Consider the following 14,659-nt stretch of genomic DNA (forward strand, 5'->3'; position numbering starts at 1 on the left):
CCGTAAATATTGCTAACCCATAAACGCTGGGCTTAAGGGACTTTGAGCATGAAAAAACACACTAAAGCGATTCTTTATTCCGTATTAATATTTCCGGGTTCTGGTTTCTTTGTCTTAGGGCAAAAACGCATCGGCTACAGCTTTGCGGCTATAACCTTGGTCTTTTTAACCGCCGCGATGATTGATGCCGCCCATAAAGCCAACAGCATCTCGGACAGCCTTATTCAATCCGTGACCCGTCACGGACTTGTAGACCCACAACTGCTTATCTCGAAGCTCGACACACTGCCAAGCTTTATTCGAGAACAGATTTTAATTACCCCAGGGCTGCTACCCGAATGGTTAAGCACCCTCAGTAATTATGGCCTACTCTTGATTTGGGCCGCCGGTATTGCTGGGCTTTGGGCTATTAGGCCTAGCCTTCCAGCCACGAAGACTAAACCGCAGGCATAGTCTTTCAAACAATTTTCACCACCACTCGTAAACAGACTTGTGTTTACAATTTCGTTGTAATTTTAATAAAAAAGGAACACACATGGAATCTGATAACCAGGCAGCACCGGTTACACCCGCGCCAGCTCGATCACTCGCCTTCGAATTTCGCGGCGACGGTATGGAGTATTTTAAAATTTGGATTGTAAACATCCTACTAACAATTGTGACGCTGGGTATTTATTCGGCCTGGGCAACCGTACGTAACAATCGCTATTTTTATTCGAACCTTTATTTAGATGATACAAACTTTCGCTACTTAGCTGAGCCACTGACTATTCTAAAAGGCCGATTGATTGCTATAGCAGCCTTCATAGTATTTTCTATTGTGACAGAAATGCTACCTATAATTGGGGCAATTCTTGCCATAGCGCTATTAATAGCCATCCCTTATTTCATTAACCAATCAATGAAATTTAAAATGCGCATGTCAGCCTATAAAAATATTCAATTTCGATTTCATGGTAGTTACGGCGAAGCGGCAATGGTCTTCTTTGTGTGGCCCATTTTAGGCATGTTAACCCTCGGCATTCTGTACCCTTTGGCCTTACTTAAAATGAATGAATACCTTACTCGTAATTCGGCCTATGGCACCACTAAGTTTGAATTCAATGCCACTTACGGCCAATACGGTATGGTTTTCTTAATCGCTATTGGTATTTTCATAGTATGCGGTATTCCCATGTTTTTAATTACGATGTTTATACCGCAGTTATCGATAATTGTGCCGTTTGCTTATATGGCCGTTTATTTTGGTGTTATCGTATTTTTTATGACCTCGATGCTCAATATTTTTTATAGCAGTTTGAGCATTAAGGGCAATCAATTTTCAGCTAGCCTAACAATGCCGGCGCTCACAATTGTGTTATTAAAAAATATATTCTTCATTGTAATCACGGCAGGCCTTTACCTCCCGGCAGCCAAAGTACGCATGACAAAATATATTGCCGAAAACATTACATTAGAAGCTACCGATTCGTTAGATAACTTTGCCGCCGCCGAAAAAGAAGAAATTTCTGCACTGGGTGACGAATTTGGCCAAGCTTTTGATTTTGGTATCTAAATGAGTATTCAAGGTCATTTTTTAGATGGCGTTACCTCCGCGCGCGCACCTGCGCGCCTGGAGGTTGTTCGCGGCTCCGACAATAACTTAGTCAGGCTAACCATTGCCCGCGATAACAACACCGATGAGGTACGCGATCTCAAGTTCAATGAACTCCACATAGAAACTCGCCTAGGCAACACCCCGCGCGAAATTGTAGTTCAAGAAAAGTGCTTGTTTATCAGCGACGATCATTCGGGTATTGATACGTTGACTCAGGCCATTCACCCTCGGCCCAACACGCACGGATTAATGCATCGGTTCGAATCGAATCTATTAATCGTATTCGCAGCACTGGTTTTTTGCGGCTTATTCAGCTGGTTTGGTGTGGTCTACGGTGTACCGAAAGCAGCCAAATACCTCGCCTTTCACATGCCGGACTTTGTACAAGAAAAATCCGGCGGGTCTATATTTATTCTGGATAAAACCCTGTTTAAGCCCTCCGAACTCAGCGACGAAGAAAAAAGCCGTGTTTTAGCGCTCACCGAACCTTACACGCTACAGTTCAAATATCTTCAACCCAAACTGAATTTTAGGTTAGGCATGGGCGCTAATGCCTTTGCATTGCCTAGTGGGGATATTGTCTTTACAGATGATTTTGTCCGTTTAGCCGAGTCGGATGATGAACTACTCGCTGTTTACCTTCATGAATTAGGGCACCTATCCCACAAGCACATGACGCGACGCACACTGCAAGCGGCCATGCTAAGTATTGTTGTGCTGCTAATAACAGGTGATATCGAACAGTTTGATTTAATTGTAGGCTTACCGGCATTGCTCGCCGACTTGTCTTACTCCAGAGACTTCGAGCATGAAGCCGATAGTTTTGCGTTTAATGCCATGCAAGAAAACAACATCCCGCTAGAAAATTTTTCTAACATTATGCAAAGGTTGGAAGATTTTTATTCGGTAGAAGAAGAGCAAGCCGAAAAAGACGACGAGGAAACCGATAGCGATCAATCGTGGCTACACTACTTATCCACACACCCAGGCACACAAGAACGCATTCAACGCGCCAACGCTCTTATTGATACTAACAAATAGAAGGGCAGAAGAACTCTGCACCAAAATACGAGGGAAAAGTTTGGCTGGTGCAGAATGCGATAGATCGTACAAAGAAAAATATTTTTCCACAGGCCATAAACAATAACCCCAGGGTATTAGCCTGAGGTTATTGTTTTGAGCTATCAGAGTATTTTTCACGAAAAACCTTTCACACCAGCCTTAAGTCAAATAGATAAGTGGCACCATTTTTAAATGGTTGCCTATCCTAGATATTCTCTAACCTAAACGGTTTAATAGAAACGCATCATACGATTAACAGCCGCGAGAGTGAAACCATAAGCGTGGCCCAATACCCTCCTGTCTCCACCTCACCCAGCCAGTGATCATATTTTTAGTGTCACAAATGGTTTCTAGGCATGTTCCGCAGGCCGGGATGTAATAATGTATTTTCATCCAATCGGCTTTTATTTCCTGTACATTAATCGTATAGGCATCGCTGTCGCCTTTTATTAAGGCCAAGGTGCTCGAGTCTTTGTTCGGTGTAGATTTTAGTGAATACCCTTCTTTTTTGGGTGTACGAAAAAAAATCGATTCCCTCTTTAGAAGTTCCCCCCAAGACATAAATCCAAGAGGCGTTTTACTTTGTTTTAAGTAACGGCTATTCGTCCAGACGTTTCGCCACGGATTTTCGTTTTGCAATTTGAATTGTAATTTCATCCAACCGGTATCGGCTTGCATTTCCAAAACGGTAAAAGCATTTACCTCGTAACCCACCTCAGGCAAGGAGGTAATCTCAAATGCGCTTACTGTTTCTCCTTGCACATAACGCCCATCAACCACCCAAGCTAGAAAATCGTTGTCGTCTGCATGTGAGAACACCGGAAAGTTAAACCCCGCCCCCCAAAAATCCATTAGATTATAGTACTGCTCAGATTTTGCAGGGAATGGCAGTGTTCCAATAAAACCCAGGCCATAATTTCCCGAGTCGTAAAATGCATTCTCAGGCGCGTCCCCTGATTTAGGGAAGTTATCCATACTGAGAGGGCCCTCAAATTTTGGAGCCTCAGGAAGTAGATCCGAGGCGACTAAGCCGCTACTCGTTAGCAACAGAGTCACTAACAGCAGGAGGGAAGACGCTTTTAGCTGAGAGCGCTGATTACGTTTCAGTAATAACATTATTCGAACCTTATATCGTCGATTAAGTACGGTGGAATAGATAGGGGCACCCCCTAATATTTTACCCAGGCAAACCCTTTTAGCCTTATCGCACATTGGAGCATTGCTGGCACTCGCAGAAGCAGGACAATTACTTTTAAGTTTATGCAATGCTTCTCTAGTTGTTTTTATGTGTCTGCGGTGCTTAATTATTTATTCCCCTTTAGGTTTATTAAGCATGCAGCGTAAATTGCTATGGCGCCCGCCCAAAAGCATAGTGCAGGAAGGTAAATATATTGAAAATCAAAAGAGTGATCACTTTCTTCTCCGCCCCAAAAAGGCATAAAAAAAGCAATTATTGGTGCCACAGCAGGAGGCAAGGGGAAATGTTCGTGAACAGGAAAAATTAGGCTGACCGGAAGCCACAATAAAGACCATAACAATAAAAGATATCTCTTTTTAACCTTTCGTATGTCCACACTCAAAAGCTCTTAGGGGCGAGGTCTGCACTCTATCATCAAGCTAACTCATTGTCTCAGTGATAGCTGTTAGGGTCACACTCGACAACAAGCCGTAAGCTTTGAGAAGGGCAGACCAAAAAGAACGACGAGGAAAAGTTTGGCTGGCGCAGAATGCACTTGATCGTATAAAAATATTTTCCCACAAGCCATTAGCAATAAGCAATAAGCCCAGGATATTAGCCTGAGCTTATTGTGCCACACTCTCCCTAAGGCTTAACCTTAGGCGCCTCGCTCACCCAAAAACCTCCAGCGTTAATCTGCACCCAACCCCATTTAATCCAGCGCATTAGCGCAAACGCTAACCATAGAGACCACAGCAACATCAAGATTCGATAAGCGAACATGGGCAACGATATTACCCAGCCTTGGGGTAATGCAGCTTGGGTTTGGTCTTGGTACCACTGCAAATTAAAAGCGCTGGAGCTGTTGCCAGTAATGTACATTTGCGGGTTAGAAAGCAACGATGAAGGCACGCTGCTAACCAATACCAATAAAGTAATAACAGACAAAACACACAAAAAAATCTGCAACAAATTAAAATTACGTTCATCCGGTAATACCGTTGTACGCCCGCGTAGTGTTAGCGCCACTAGCCATACGGCCACTAATCCCAACACCCAAAAATTAAAAGTAGCCACACCTAAACTAAGCAAAACCCACTCGTACACTTTTAAAGGCGTAAAACCACTTTTTCCCAGTGCAACAGCGATCATTAATACCACGACCAACATCCCCCAAAATAAAATTGCAGGACCTAGCGCAGGGCCGCCCACAAGAAGTACCCAGCGGTCTCTGGGCAAATTGAGTTGTAGGTGAATATTTGCTGCAGGCAGGCCCAAGTTGTAAGCCGGCGTCGGCGTTTTGAGTGCTGCGCCGTGCGGCTCTTGCCACTGTAAAGCAATAGTTTGCTCGCCCGGCACCACCGGAATTTTAAGGCTGTTTTGAGTGTGGCTGATGGGGGTTTCTATGCCATTGATCAATACCTTTTTAAGGCTGGCATTGGCCGGTAGCGGCAGCTCTAGCTGGCTACCAAAAGTGGCGCGCAAGCTTATTTCCAGCTCGGTATCACTCACGCGTTTACCGGGCTGGTAATTTAGAATGACCTCGTCAATGGCCATTTCTCTTCCCGCTGTTGGCGTGGGACGCGTTACAACCACGGTAACGGTTTCGCCGGGGCGTGGCAGCCATAACGGCCATACGTTTTCATTGTTACTGGCAACCTGGGGAATACCCTCGAACTGGCTATGCCAGACTGGCGTGGTGCGAATTCGCCACTCTTCCGTCCACGGCACAGAGGTAGGAGCACTCAATGTTATGCCATTACTGATAGGCAAGTTGCTGCGCCAGCTGACCATGCGTTGGCTGGCACCTAAGCGCACATCCATTTGCCCCGCAGCATTCACCTCGCCATTGGTTGGGGCCTCGCCGGCCAGCAGAGGTATGCTCAAATGAATGGCACCTTCGGCAGGCGCAATGCGACGCACCTCGGTGACTACTGTCCACTCTAAACCCAAATTTAAGCTGCGTTTTACACTAACAAAAGCGGGAATAGGCGCCGGTGTTAAACGTATTTGCTCGGATTGTTTGGTTTTAATCTCGCGCTTTAGCTGGAGGGTTTGACTGGTTTGTTGTGTTGTAGGCAAGCCGCTAAACGTCCAGCCTTGGCCACTAACGCTCACATTTTGTATGGGTAATTGAAAGTTGAGGTTAACTGATTCCTGGCCATTTAAAGGCCCGCTTAACGTCACCCAGTGTCGCCCAGCCGGCAGCAGTGCCCATAACTGGTTAGCTTGGGTTTGCAAACTGATTTTACCGGCACTGGTCACTTGCGTAGGCCACCACTGGGTACTGTTTGCCGGCAGCGGCACGCCCACTGCCTCTTGCAGATTTAACAGTAATTTAACCTTAAGGTTATTGGCATTGGCCTCGACGATAACGCTCTCTATGCCTGCGCAGTGGGGTAAACATTCGGGGGGCGCTAGCAACCGTTGCTCTAAGGTATTGAGCAGCTCTTTATCAATTACCACATTGGCTCTAGCCTGCTCATAGGGTAACCCCGAAAAAAATAGGGCTACCAGCAGTGCGCCGGCAGCTGTTGGTGCACCTGCTGGTGTAGCTGAGATGGGCATTTTACCCGGCCAATGCTGTAGCGGTTGGGTTTGCCAAAAGCGTTTGCCCAATAAGGCGAACAGTGCAGCCACCAAAATAAGCGCCAACCAATGGCCAAGGCGCGTAAGCCAAGGCGGCGAGAAGTACAACCGGGTGGTATCGCTGATGGTGACTGGGCCGCTCCAGTGGGCGCTTGCACTTTGCCACTGCCAGTCGGGCAAGCCTGGGCCTACTTGAATTTTTTGGGCTGGGTTGTAATCCGCTTGGTAGTCGATTTTGCTTTTGCGAATACCGTGAACTACCACTTCTTCAAGCCTATCGCTTGCCATCGACATATCTGGTCGTGCAACCTGTTCTCTAACGATTTTTGCTGAGGTAAAATTGTCCGCAGCGTAAGGGGCTGAGCGGGTGGATTCTAATTGAGGGTATAGTCCCAAGCGCGCCTCTTGCACCATAAATGGCAGCACTATCACTAAAAGGACTGCAAAACTAAACGCCAAGTAGCCAATGAGTACTTGCGCAAAGCGACCTTTAACGAACGGCAGTAAAGCTAAACAAGCCGCCAAGTTTAACCAGCCTAGTAAAGGCGCGTTAGCCCGCTGGTAAACCAGCACAAGCGTAACCAGAGCAAGCAAGCCGGTAGGCCAGTTGACCACCCGCCACAAACTAACGGCAATGACTAATACCAAAAAAATATCCCATAAATTCCAGCGACTTAACCAGGTGCCCTGTACTGAATCGGCGCCGCTAATATGCAGCCCCGCCCAGCCAGGCGGTAAATGAAATGTGGTATCTACCTCACTAAACTCTTGCTGCCAGCCACTAACCGGCAGCGTGGTTTGCCACGGCAGCTCGCTTACCGCGACCAATGCCACTTCGCGCTGGCGTACTTCTACCCCTGCGGGGCCGCCGTCGGTTAAGGCGGTGATGACTTGTGGCTCGCCGTTAAGCTCTGCTTGCATAAGCTGATAGGGTTCGGCGGCCTCTAGCCGCCAGTTTTGATGCATGGTGCCATCTATGGAGTCTTCCACGGTAAAGCCTGTGCCAGCAAAGGCCAGCCATTGAGTTTTGTCCAAGGTAAGATCATTTTCGGCGGGGGTCGGGTCCCCTCGGTGCTGCTCGGTTAGTGCTAAGGTCGTGTTGGGCGTTATTAAATACGCCGGTAGGTCTTGCCAGTGAATGGGCATTTGGGTTTGGCTGCCGTCAATAATGGGCGCACCGTCTAGTTGTACCGTGCGTAAAGTACGCGCCGCCTCAAACACCCACACTTCTTGCGCGGGCCAAAGCGTATTGGTGGGGGTTACGTTAAATTGGGCCAACATTTCGGGGGCATGGGCGAGCAAGGTAATTTGATAGTTGCCGGGTTTTACCTGCAAGCGCAAATTGCCGTTGGGTTCTAGCCGCGCAGGCAGCGGGCTTTGAAACTGGCGCGGGGTAAAGCCGGCCAACAACAATGGCCCAAGAGTCACTTCACGCTCTTGGCCACTCACATGAATTTGCACCTGGGTTTCTAAAATCTGGGGCACGCCATCGACCAAACGGCGAAACACCGTTGCGGTTAACGTATCGGCTTCTTTGGATTGGGGTTTGTTTTGTTCCGGTGTACGCAACCAAACACTGGTGCTGTCGCGCCCCGGCGCTGCAAGGCGCTTACCATTAAGGGTTAGCTGCAACAAACCAATGTGCTGGGGGATGTTAAGTGCAAGCGGTATTTTCGCCCACGTGAACTGCCCCGTCAGTACATGCTGGCCAGCGGGTAAATGCACGTAGGGCACGCCGTTTTTGGTAACAACCGCTAAATAGCCTTGCTGGTTTTTCACCTCTTGCGGCCACAGATTTTTACCGCCGGGCAGCGCCACATCGCTACTGGCAAACACATCGATTTTAAAATTAAAATCTGCACGCTGCGCGGTAACGTTTAGCGCCAAGCTTGCAGGCCATACGCAGGTGCGCTCTTGCTGGCTAATAAAGGGGCAACTGGCATCATCATGTTCGTATAGCACCCACTGTTGCCAAGCCTCTAATTCTGGTGGCAGGTCCAGCGTTTTTGCATGACACAATCCAACCCAAAGCCCCAAAAAAACCAAAACATAGCGCATAGCGTCTCCTTTTCTACATTATTGTTGTTATCGTTTTTGTTGTGGGTAAATCGCTTAACAAAGCGCGGTAAATATACAGCAGCTTTCCTAAGTAAAAATTCTCCACTTACTCATTTTTTTGCATTGTATTGAGCATGACTTATTACAAGGCGGTGGTCGATCAAAACTTAACATATCAACGTCTGGAGGCAGAAGGTAAACACACAAAACGCATTACTGTCCGCATGATAAAAATGATAATCATTTTAAATGCAGTAATACGCGATGGACAGGAATGGAAAATCGTCGGTGTTATCCGCCAACACGCGAGCTAACATAATTGTTATTGAATCAAGAAATATAGAGCTGCGCACTTAGGTCATTTAAGTCTTTGACAAATCACAAGCTGAATTACCTTTCTGCTTAATAAGCTATCCTTCGAAAACCGGGCTTGTTCAACAACGGGATAGATTGCGGCTTCGCGCAATCTATCCTTGTTCGTTTATAATTGCCAAACTATGTCATTTCGTAGTTTTTCAACAACCTCTACCTTAGGGCCTGCTACGGCAGCGTAGACAAAGGTGTTTTTACCAACATATGTACATTTAATTACGGCCCGATTATTACTATAGCTTCCGTAGACATAGGTGCCATTTTTTACTATTTGATTAAAACCAAGAGATTCAAGTATTTCTGTACCCTTCTTCGCACACACTTCAGTAGAAACCTTAAGAATCTTATGGTCAGACCAGATATGAGGGGCAAACTCCTTTTGAATTGTGCGAACTTCAATTTCTTTCTCTTGATGAGTTTCCTTGGCTGTATTGGAGACGCAGCCGCCAAGTAAAATTAAAAAAGCAACAGCAACTAATTTCATTATTTTATTTCTCCTTTTATAACGCTTGGGTAATGTGCGGAAAAACCACAGGTTTTGGAGTCGCATTGACCCACTTGTTATACCGCTACTTTAGCAAGTAAACAACAAACACCTGAGCTTTGGCGACCATTACACCAGGTTCAAATGGCTCTCTTGGGGAGCTTGGCATTGCTAAATCTGCATGAACAATATTTGAAGACTTACCACTAACATCACGAGTTACTTGTAACATATAGCGCTCTTCGCCACGAGTCATGAACTCTGAAATTGAGTATGCATCTCCTAGTTTTTTCCCCTGAGCTGCTGCAAGCCTAGTAGCCCGCTGCTTAGCATCTTTGAGTGCTTTAACCAAAGCATCGTCAGTTAGTGTATTTTGATTTGATACGAGTAGCTTTGTAGATATAGTTTGAGATATTTTAGCCTCCACGAATGCTTTCATAACATCTGAGTATTTCTCTAAATCCCTTAGTTTAATGTCAACATCCCTAGATACGGTGGTTCCATTTGAAACTCTTTTATTATCTACGTATGTATATGATGGGTTAACTCTTAAGGTAGTTGTGGCAATATCTTCGTTAAGAATACCTAACTCTTTGCATATATTTATGAGTATATTCGAGCGTTCATCTACGCTAAATTTTGCCTCACCAAGAACCTCATCTGTTTGGGCTATTTTAATAGAAAACGACATCTCATCAGGTTCAATTTCTATCGTCGCGCTACCTTCAACATATACATGTGGCTTTGATGGAAGAGGGTTTGCTATCACTCCAATCGACATAATGCATAAAATTAAAATTGTGAATACTTTCATAATATCGGTGATTCCTTATTGGACTTAACATCTTATTCACGCTCATGGTCACATATAGGCATATGCCTATATATAGACCAAACAGCCTACAACTATACCTAAATTACTTAATGTAGACATCTTCCAGTATCAGGCTAGTGTCCACATCTAGGCATTTATCCACCCCCATCACAATACGAATGATCTTTGTTATTTACATAGCGTCCCAGCCGTATTGGATAGAAATCTGCTGATGAGTATGTACTCTCAGATAACGACGAATGTTAGCCAGGAATTACCCTCAGCAAAAGCTCAGCCGTCTATTTCTGCCTTACCCTCTAGCGCAGTTTGTACAAGCGCCCCTATAAATATCGCGAAGGGCTTTATGTTTTGGCTTGCACTTGCCTCCTCAAGGGCTGCCATATATTCGTTACGTTTTTTACGTGGCGCAATCGTCCAGGGGTAGTTACCACTGGCCATCCAGCAGTGACGTACCATGAGGTCGCGCTGTTACTGTTACATTATTCCGTGTTCCGTGCTTTGGCGGCCCGGAGCAATAACTGCCTGGGTACTTTCATTTTCTCCGTATGGTGCGCAATTGGCTGCAAAGGCGATAGGCACTAATCCTCACCTTTTAAATGATTAAGGGGCGTGCATGAAATGGCCAAAAGCATGCGCATCTATTATTCGCTTTTTGTGTTGATAAATGACTAGCTATTGCACTTAAAAGGTTAGGGGGGATGATCGAGGAGTAATTACCAAGATAAATAGATCGCGCACACTGTATTTTGACGATGCAATGCAACATCGATCAGCAGAAATAAAAAATTGAATCAACAGGAAGGAATTAACGGGAAAAAAAACCCTGTACCAAAACACGAGGGAAAAGATTGGTTGGTACAGGGTGCGATAGATCGCATAAAAAATAACAATACTTTGAAGGGGGAGCCGTATTGTTAGGTCGGTAGTGCCTCATCCGAAAAACGCCACTACCACTCACCAGAGGTGAGCCAGTATCCATACTTACCTGAGCATGCTCAGAATTCAAAAACCTAGAGCTCTGTTTCTAGACTTCGGTAAAGCTCGACGTACAATTTATTGATGACTTGTGCATTCATCGCATAGGTAGCGTCGGTAATTTGTTTGTGCTGCGCAGCGGTCACAGGCAGGTTAACAGGGCCAAGTGCCCATTCAGAATTATTGATGCCTGTTTCCGCAGTTGCGTACGCCAGGGTTGCTGGCTCAGCGACTTGTGGATTCGTGGCATCAACCTCACCAGCTACAACGCCTTTAGACGCTAGTAAAGCCAGTAGTACAAAAGCAAGCTTGTTCATAATGTTTCTCTCGCATATTTGGTTGATACCTTCATGCAGGTCATTCTGCATGACGGTGCGAAGTGTTACTTCACGTTACATAAGGTAACACAAAACTACGCATACGCAAGAAAATAGTTGTGATCTTTTTGTTACAGTGACAATAAGATCACAATACAGTGATACAAAGGCTTTCAGAGGTGTTTTCTCTAGTACACAAGTACCAAAAACGCCAGATAGAACCGGTAGCAAAGTAGCGATATTGTCACCAAGTGTTACCTTTTGGCGATGTGTTACTTTAATGACACACGGTGACTTTATATACCCAAAGAACCGAAAAACAAGCCGACAGGTGCGCGCCATTACGCATGCACAAGAGTACCCAAGGGCTAAAATTTCAACCTTTTTATCGATTCTGGCGCGACTTAATGCTAGCTAGGTGAGATTTCCACAAATTTACGCTGTATACTTACGCGCGATTTTTTGACAACTCCAATTCGAGTAAAAAGTAATGGCTGACTTATCCCTTTACCGTAATATCGGTATCTTTGCCCACGTTGACGCAGGCAAAACTACCACTACAGAACGTATTTTAAAGCTAACTGGCAAAATCCATAAATTGGGCGAGGTTCACGAAGGTGAATCAACAACCGACTTCATGGAACAGGAAGCCGAGCGCGGAATTACCATCCAATCAGCAGCAGTTAGCTGTTTTTGGGACAATCACCGCTTCAACGTTATTGATACCCCTGGGCACGTTGACTTCACCGTAGAAGTTTACCGTTCACTTAAGGTTCTTGATGGCGGTATCGGCGTATTTTGTGGTTCTGGTGGTGTTGAGCCACAATCAGAAACCAACTGGCGTTACGCTAACGAATCTGAAGTTGCACGTATCATCTTCGTTAACAAACTTGACCGCATGGGCGCAGACTTCATCCGCGTTACCGACCAAGTACAAAAAGTTTTAGGCGCTAAGCCATTAATCATGGTATTGCCTATCGGCCGCGAAGACGAGTTTGTCGGTGTTGTTGACCTTCTTACCCGTAAAGCCCACATTTGGGATGAAACAGGCCAACCCGAAAACTTCGAAATCACCGATATCCCAGCGGATATGGTTGATGACGTAGAAACTTACCGCGAGTTACTTATCGAAACTGCGGTTGAAGTTGATGACGATTTGTTAATGGCTTATATGGAAGGTGAAGAGCCTTCTATTGAAGACATTAATCGCTGTATCCGTACAGGTACTCGCGACTTAACGTTCTTCCCAACTTACTGTGGTTCAGCCTTTAAGAACAAAGGCATGCAGTTGTTGTTAGATGCTGTTGTTTCTTACTTGCCAACCCCTACCGAAGTGGATCCACAAGATCTTACTGACGAAGAGGGTAACGCTAATGGTGAAAAAGCAATCGTTTCTGTTGACCAACCTTTACGCGCACTTGCGTTTAAGATTATGGACGACCGTTTTGGCGCGCTTACTTTTGTTCGCATTTACTCTGGCGTATTGAATAAGGGTGACACCATCCTTAACTCTTTCACCGGTAAAACCGAGCGTGTTGGCCGTATGGTTGAGATGCAAGCCGATGACCGCAATGAAATCGATTATGCTCAAGCTGGCGACATCATCGCGATTGTAGGTATGAAGAACGTGCAAACTGGTCACACCCTGTGTGATCCTAAGCACCCTTGTACGCTTGAAGCGATGGTATTCCCAGAGCCCGTAATCTCAATCGCTGTAGCGCCTAAAGATAAAGGCGGCTCAGAAAAAATGGGTGTTGCGATCGGTAAAATGGTTGCAGAAGACCCTTCTTTCCGTGTTGAAACTGACGAAGATTCAGGCGAAACCATCCTTAAAGGTATGGGCGAACTTCACCTAGATATCAAAGTTGATATTCTTAAGCGTACTTACGGTGTTGAGCTTGTTGTGGGTGAACCACAAGTGGCTTACCGCGAAACCATTACACAAGAAATTGACGACAGCTACACCCACAAGAAACAATCTGGTGGTTCTGGTCAGTTCGGTAAAATCGATTACCGCATCAAGCCCGGCGAGCAAAATACCGGCTTTACCTTTAAGTCTTCTGTTGTGGGCGGTAACGTACCTAAAGAATTCTTCCCTGCTATTGAGAAAGGCTTCAAAGGCATGATGGGTGAAGGTCCTTTAGCGCGCTTCCCTGTACTTGACGTTGAAATTGAGCTTTATGACGGTGGCTTCCACGCCGTCGATTCATCGGCTGTAGCTTTCGAAATCGCCGCGCGCGGTGCTTTCCGTCAATCTATGCCTAAAGCGGGCCCACAATTACTTGAGCCAGTCATGAAAGTTGACGTGTTTACACCAGAAGATCACGTAGGTGATGTTATTGGTGACTTGAACCGTCGTCGCGGCATGATTGCAGGCCAAGAAGCGGGTTTAACCGGTGTTCGCATTAAGTGTGACGTTCCTCTTTCTGAAATGTTTGGTTACATCGGTACCTTGCGTACGATGACTTCTGGTCGTGGTCAGTTCTCTATGGAGTTCTCTCACTACGCGGCATGTCCTTCGCAAGTTGCCGAGAAAGTTATGGCTGCTGCTAAAGCACGTCGCGAAGAAAAAGCGAAAAAGTAAGACTCTTTTTAGTACTGCTATTTTAGTACCGCTAAAAGCCCCCGCTGCGCAAGCAGCAGGGGCTTTTTTTATGCCTATGGGTATTCCCTTGTGAGCACGCCTCCTTGTGTGCACAGCAACCTGCAGCGCACCGCTTTTTCCCTTAGAATAGCGGCCCCATTTCCCGAGTATCACCATGTCACTGATTAAACCCGCGAAAACCTACCTCTGGGTCTGGGGCCTTTGGCTACTGGCATTCTATGCTTTGTGGTTGTGGTTAGTCATTGGCTTGGATTATTGGGCTACCGCGCAAGAACACTGGCCTATGGCCCTGGCTATGGCCTTGGGTAGCTATGCCGCAGGATCCACCCCCATGGGTGGCGGTACAGTCGGTTTCCCCGTGTTAGTACTCCTTTTTGATATGCCCGCAAGCCTAGGCCGCGACTTCAGCTTTGCCGTGCAATCCGTCGGCATGACCAGCGCAGCACTGCTTATTTGGGCACGCCGCCAGCCCTTGGCGCAGGCCATGCTAAAAGGCGCCATGCTCGGCACTCTCGTCGGCACTCCGCTCGGCATATTCTTCTTCGCGCCCTTTGTTCCCGAGCTTTGGATAAAAATCGTGTTTGCCGT

10 protein-coding genes and 1 pseudogene are annotated in these 14,659 nt (G+C 46.2%); 5 read left to right on the forward strand and 6 right to left on the reverse strand.

Going from position 1 to position 14,659, the window contains the following annotated elements:
• Positions 1-48: 48 nt before the first annotated feature.
• The 3 genes from AC3A8L_RS06690 to AC3A8L_RS06700 all read left to right on the forward strand — a co-directional run bounded on the left by AC3A8L_RS06690 (position 49) and on the right by AC3A8L_RS06700 (position 2,638).
• Positions 49-453: a hypothetical protein gene (locus AC3A8L_RS06690; RefSeq protein WP_487961460.1), complete on the forward strand. Its 405-nt coding sequence runs from the start codon at positions 49-51 to the stop codon at positions 451-453.
• 82 nt (positions 454-535) lie between these two features.
• Complete coding sequence (locus tag AC3A8L_RS06695; protein ID WP_487961461.1) at positions 536-1,555, forward strand: YjgN family protein; 1,020 nt, start codon at positions 536-538, stop codon at positions 1,553-1,555.
• Positions 1,556-2,638, forward strand: a complete 1,083-nt coding sequence (locus AC3A8L_RS06700; protein WP_487961462.1) for a M48 family metallopeptidase — start codon at positions 1,556-1,558, stop codon at positions 2,636-2,638.
• Positions 2,639-2,911: 273 nt separating this feature from the next.
• Here the strand turns inward: AC3A8L_RS06700 and AC3A8L_RS06705 are convergent, their stop codons facing one another.
• From AC3A8L_RS06705 to AC3A8L_RS06730, 6 genes are all read right to left on the reverse strand, one after another.
• Entirely contained in the window at positions 2,912-3,775 is an 864-nt protein-coding gene (locus AC3A8L_RS06705) for a hypothetical protein (protein ID WP_487961463.1), read from the reverse strand.
• 706 nt (positions 3,776-4,481) lie between these two features.
• On the reverse strand, positions 4,482-8,483 hold the full coding sequence (locus tag AC3A8L_RS06710; RefSeq protein WP_487961464.1) for a hypothetical protein: 4,002 nt from the start codon (positions 8,481-8,483) through the stop codon (positions 4,482-4,484).
• Between the two features lie 481 nt (positions 8,484-8,964).
• A complete protein-coding gene (locus tag AC3A8L_RS06715; RefSeq protein WP_487961465.1) occupies positions 8,965-9,339 on the reverse strand; it encodes a hypothetical protein in 375 nt (124 codons plus the stop codon).
• Between the two features lie 85 nt (positions 9,340-9,424).
• Positions 9,425-10,153, reverse strand: a complete 729-nt coding sequence (locus AC3A8L_RS06720) for an SIMPL domain-containing protein (RefSeq protein WP_487961466.1) — start codon at positions 10,151-10,153, stop codon at positions 9,425-9,427.
• A 291-nt stretch (positions 10,154-10,444) separates the two neighbouring features.
• Positions 10,445-10,630, reverse strand: coding sequence for a hypothetical protein (locus AC3A8L_RS06725; protein WP_487961467.1), 186 nt, complete (start codon positions 10,628-10,630; stop codon positions 10,445-10,447).
• A gap of 554 nt (positions 10,631-11,184) precedes the next feature.
• A complete protein-coding gene (locus tag AC3A8L_RS06730) occupies positions 11,185-11,466 on the reverse strand; it encodes a hypothetical protein (RefSeq protein ID WP_487961468.1) in 282 nt (93 codons plus the stop codon).
• Positions 11,467-11,956: 490 nt separating this feature from the next.
• On the opposite strand from AC3A8L_RS06730, the gene fusA reads away from it, so the two are divergent.
• Entirely contained in the window at positions 11,957-14,050 is a 2,094-nt protein-coding gene (fusA, locus tag AC3A8L_RS06735; RefSeq protein WP_487961469.1) for an elongation factor G, read from the forward strand.
• A 175-nt stretch (positions 14,051-14,225) separates the two neighbouring features.
• Positions 14,226-14,659: pseudogene (locus tag AC3A8L_RS06740) on the forward strand (sulfite exporter TauE/SafE family protein); the annotation flags it as partial.

This window comes from Marinagarivorans sp. (assembly GCF_982758155.1).

What these genes read in the sequence shown, in the direction of transcription:
- AC3A8L_RS06690 (WP_487961460.1), top strand. Translation starts at nt 49, where the DNA reads ATGAAAAAACACACTAAAGCGATTCTTTATTCCGTATTAATATTTCCG.
- AC3A8L_RS06695 (WP_487961461.1), top strand. Translation starts at nt 536, where the DNA reads ATGGAATCTGATAACCAGGCAGCACCGGTTACACCCGCGCCAGCTCGA.
- AC3A8L_RS06700 (WP_487961462.1), top strand. Translation starts at nt 1,556, where the DNA reads ATGAGTATTCAAGGTCATTTTTTAGATGGCGTTACCTCCGCGCGCGCA.
- AC3A8L_RS06705 (WP_487961463.1), bottom strand. Translation starts at nt 3,775, where the DNA reads ATGTTATTACTGAAACGTAATCAGCGCTCTCAGCTAAAAGCGTCTTCC.
- AC3A8L_RS06710 (WP_487961464.1), bottom strand. Translation starts at nt 8,483, where the DNA reads ATGCGCTATGTTTTGGTTTTTTTGGGGCTTTGGGTTGGATTGTGTCAT.
- AC3A8L_RS06715 (WP_487961465.1), bottom strand. Translation starts at nt 9,339, where the DNA reads ATGAAATTAGTTGCTGTTGCTTTTTTAATTTTACTTGGCGGCTGCGTC.
- AC3A8L_RS06720 (WP_487961466.1), bottom strand. Translation starts at nt 10,153, where the DNA reads ATGAAAGTATTCACAATTTTAATTTTATGCATTATGTCGATTGGAGTG.
- AC3A8L_RS06725 (WP_487961467.1), bottom strand. Translation starts at nt 10,630, where the DNA reads ATGGTACGTCACTGCTGGATGGCCAGTGGTAACTACCCCTGGACGATT.
- AC3A8L_RS06730 (WP_487961468.1), bottom strand. Translation starts at nt 11,466, where the DNA reads ATGAACAAGCTTGCTTTTGTACTACTGGCTTTACTAGCGTCTAAAGGC.
- fusA (WP_487961469.1), top strand. Translation starts at nt 11,957, where the DNA reads ATGGCTGACTTATCCCTTTACCGTAATATCGGTATCTTTGCCCACGTT.